Annotated in this window: 4 protein-coding genes; all 4 read right to left on the bottom strand. The window is 55.3% G+C overall.

Annotated elements, in window-relative coordinates:
• Nucleotides 1-886, bottom strand: an 886-nt coding sequence (gene dnaJ, locus VEI96_11325) for a molecular chaperone DnaJ (GenBank protein HXX58582.1), incomplete at its 3' end; no start/stop codon positions are given.
• On the bottom strand, nt 883-2790 hold the full coding sequence (dnaK, locus tag VEI96_11320; GenBank protein HXX58581.1) for a molecular chaperone DnaK: 1908 nt from the start codon (nt 2788-2790) through the stop codon (nt 883-885). The genes dnaK and dnaJ, both read right to left, overlap by 4 nt.
• A 2-nt stretch (nt 2791-2792) precedes the next feature.
• Nucleotides 2793-3371, bottom strand: a complete 579-nt coding sequence (grpE, locus tag VEI96_11315) for a nucleotide exchange factor GrpE (GenBank protein HXX58580.1) — start codon at nt 3369-3371, stop codon at nt 2793-2795.
• Between the two features lie 32 nt (nt 3372-3403).
• A partial coding sequence (locus VEI96_11310) for an HrcA family transcriptional regulator (protein HXX58579.1) occupies nt 3404-4030 on the bottom strand: 627 nt, incomplete at its 5' end.

Here is a 4030-nt window from a genome sequence, read left to right as displayed (position 1 = left end):
AGCTGGTACCGATGGGGATTCTGACTTCCGCCGAACCGTCGAGGGTCGGGACGGTTATTTCGGCTCCGAGGACCGCCTGCGGGAATGTTATCCGCGCTTCACAGTAGATATCGCTGCCCTTTCTCACAAAGACGGGATGGTCCTGAATGTCGATGATGATGTAGAGATCGCCCGGCGGACCGCCGTACACGCCGGGTTCGCCTTCCCCCGACATCCTCAGCCGCGAACCGGAATCAACGCCGCGGGGAATCTTAACGGAGATGTTGCGGAGCTTCTTCACCTTCCCGTTCCCCTTGCAGGAATTGCAGGGGTTGGTGATGAGCTTCCCCGTTCCCCGGCAGGAACCGCAGGTCTTCGAAACACTGAAGAATCCCTGCTGAAAACGGAGCGACCCCGAACCGTTACAGTGTGAACAGGTGATCGGCCCTTTCCCCGGCGCCGAGCCGGAGCCGCTGCACGCCTCACACCTCTCCCAACGAGGGATCTCTATATTCTTTTCGATCCCGAAGGCAGACTCTTCAAGGGTGATATCGAGATCGTATCTGAGGTCATTCCCCCTTGTCGGCCTCGCCCTTCGCTGACCGGTAAAGGTTCCGAAGAAGTCTCCGAAGATGTCTCCAAAGATGTCCGAGAAGCCCGCTCCGGTGAAAGCGCCGAAACCGGCCCCCATCCCCTCCGCTGTTCCATACCGGTCATAGTGGGCCCGTTTGTCAGGGTCGCTCAGGACAGAATATGCCTCGTTTATTTCCTTGAACTTCTCTTCCGATTCCTTACTGTCGGGGTTTCTGTCGGGATGATGCTTTAACGCAAGCCCCCGGAAAGCCTTCTTGATCTCCGCTGCATCGGCATTTCTCGGGACACCCAGCAATTCATAGTAGTCCTTCATTTCTCTTTCTTGTCGACTTCCTCAAACTCCGCCTCAACAACGTCCTCGCCCGGCGCCTTTGCCTCCGTCTCCGGTCCGGCGCCGGCCTGAGCGCCGGCCGTTGTCTTATAGATGTGCTCAGCCATCTTATGTGACGCCTTTGTGAGATTTTCGAGGGCAGCCCGGATCTCTGCCGCATCGGTGCTCGTGTCTTTTATCTTTTTGCAGCGCTCGAGTGCCTCCTCGATCTCCCTCTTCTCGGCTTCGGTAACCTTGTCTCCGTATTCCTTGAGCGACTTTTCGACGGTATAGACGAGGGTATCCGCCTCGTTTCTCGCCTCGGCGAGTTGTTTCTTCTTCCGGTCGTCTTCGGCATGGGACTCCGCGTCGCGCACCATCTTCTTGATCTCCTCGTCAGCAAGGCCGCTCGACGCGGTTATCCGTATCGACTGCTCCTTGCCGGTGCCGAGATCCTTCGCCGAAACATGGAGAATGCCGTTGGCGTCGATATCGAAAGAGACCTCTATCTGCGGCACTCCCCTGGGTGCCGGGGGAATCCCGACGAGCTCGAACACGCCGAGGAGTTTATTGTCTGCAGCCATCTCCCTCTCGCCCTGGTGTATCTTTATCGTCACCGCGGGCTGGTTGTCGGTAGCCGTCGAGAAGACCTGACTCTTCTTTGTGGGAATCGTCGTGTTCTTCTCGATGATCTTTGTGAATATGCCGCCGAGGGTCTCGATGCCGAGGGAAAGCGGGGTAACGTCGAGGAGGAGAACCTCCTTCACCTCGCCCTTCAGCACTGCGCCCTGTATGGCAGCTCCGACGGCGACCACCTCGTCCGGGTTGACCGTCCTGTTCGGCTCCTTTCCGAAAAAGGACTGGACGACCTGCTGGACTTTGGGTGTGCGTGTCTGCCCGCCGACGAGAATGACCTCGTCAATATTCTGCGGAGAGAGGTTCGCATCGGAAAGAGCCAGTTTACATGGTTCGATAGTCTTTTCGATCAGGTCTCCGGTAAGCTGTTCAAGTTTTGCTCTTGAAAGTTTCATGAGGAGATGCTTCGGACCTGTTGCGTCTGCCGTAACGAACGGGAGGTTTATCTCCGTCTCGGTCGCTGTTGAAAGCTCTATCTTTGCCCTTTCCGCGGCTTCCTTCAGGCGTTGCAGCGCCATCTTGTCCTGCTTCAGGTCTATGCCCTGATCCTTCTTGAACTCTTCGACCATCCAGTCGATGATCCTCAAATCAAAATCGTCGCCGCCGAGATAGGTATCACCGTTCGTCGATTTGACCTCGATGACGCCTTCGCCGATCTCGAGGACCGAGATGTCGAATGTGCCGCCCCCCAGGTCATATACGGAGATCTTCTCTTCCTTCTTTTTGTCCATCCCGTACGCGAGGGACGCGGCGGTCGGCTCATTGATAATCCTGAGAACGTTCAGGCCGGCTATCTTTCCGGCATCCTTGGTGGCCTGTCTCTGGCTGTCGTCGAAATAGGCGGGCACCGTTATCACCGCATCGGTAACCGGCTCTCCGAGGTAGTCTTCCGCGGCCTGTTTCAGCTTCTGGAGTATCATCGCCGAGATCTCGGGCGGGGAGTATCTCTTCCCCCGTATTTCCACATGGGCATCGCCATTGGGCGCCTCCACGATTTTATAGGGGAGGCGCTTCTTCGCGTGGTCTACCTGCGGACTATTGAACTTTCTCCCCATGAGCCTCTTTATGGAGAATATGGTATTCTCAGGATTCGTTATGGATTGCCTCTTCGCGATCTGTCCGACGAGCCGCTCTCCCTTTTCGGTGAAGGCGACAACGGAAGGTGTTGTCCTTGTCCCCTCCTGGTTCGGTATGACAACGGGTTCACCGCCCTGAACAACTGCGACGACCGAGTTTGTTGTGCCAAGGTCTATGCCGATTGCCTTTGCCATCTCTATGCCTCCTTTGATTCTTTATTGCTTTTGTCGACGTTGGTTTTCGATTCTGATTCGCACTCGTTTTTCTTTGAGACGGCCACGAGGGAGGGTCTCAGTACCTTTGCTCCGAGCATGTAACCCTTCCTGAACTCCTCCACGACGGTTTTATCGTCCACGTCTGCCCTCTCCACCTGCGTCATTGCGTGGTGCACTGAAGGGTCGAAGGGCTTGCCGAGGGCAGGGACAGGGCTGAGCCCGTACTTTTCGACTACCCGCTGGAGCTCCCTGAGTGTTATCTCGACGCCCTTTACGAGGCCATCGGATACGTCATCACTCGAGTGCTTCAAGGCCATCTCGAGGTTGTCGATTACCGGGAGTATGTCATGGAGAAGTGATTCGTTGCCGTATCGTATAAGCTCTTCTTTGTCTTTCTGGACCCGCTTCTTAAAGTTTTCAAACTCCGCATAGAGTCTGAGATATCTGTCCTTCAGTTCTGCGAGCTCCGCCTCGGGCTCACTCTTTTCTTCTCTCGCCTCTTTTGCCGGGCTCTCGATAATCTCTCCCTCTTTTTTTTCTAGGACTTCGCCGTTCTCCACCGTCTCACCTCCCTACACCCGATCGTGTCGACCTACTTATCGGTCAAAACCTTTGTCAGGTGATGCGCTGTTGCAGAAACTATCGCTATCGCCTTCAGATAATCCATGCGCGTCGGTCCGATGATCCCGATGCTCCCTATGGGTCTGTCCCCCTCCTTGTATGTGGCTACCACCATGCTCAACTTCTTCATTTCCGAGGCGGCATTCTCAGAGCCTATGACGACCGTTGTTCCTTCCGACTCGGAGAGGGCATCGAGGACCTTAATGATGAGATGTTTGTCTTCGATTGCCCGTGAGATCTCCTTGATCCTCTCGAGGTCAGAAAAGTCCGGGAGCCCCAGGACTTCGGAAAGACCCGAGACGAAGAGGTCGCTATATTCGGAATTGAGAGCCTCCCGACATATCCGTATCGCCTGAGAGATGATCGTGTCGCAGAGGGCCTTGTCTTTCTCCATTTCCCGCACGATTCTCGACCTGATTTCGCTCACCGTATGGCCGGTGAACTCGGCGTTCAGATAGTCCGATATCCTGCTCAGGTCGCGCTGCGAGAGATCGGAATCAATACGAACTATCCTGTTCTGAATGGTTCCCTCATCGGTCAGAAGGGTTATCGCCAGATATTCCTTCTGATAGCGGTAAAGGTTGATCCTCCGCAACGT

The organism is Thermodesulfovibrionales bacterium (assembly GCA_035622735.1).
Taxonomy (GTDB): Bacteria; Nitrospirota; Thermodesulfovibrionia; order Thermodesulfovibrionales; family UBA9159; genus DASPUT01.
This window is presented reverse-complemented; position numbering and strand designations above follow the sequence as displayed.

What these genes read in the sequence shown, in the direction of transcription:
- dnaK (HXX58581.1), bottom strand. Translation starts at nt 2,790, where the DNA reads ATGGCAAAGGCAATCGGCATAGACCTTGGCACAACAAACTCGGTCGTC.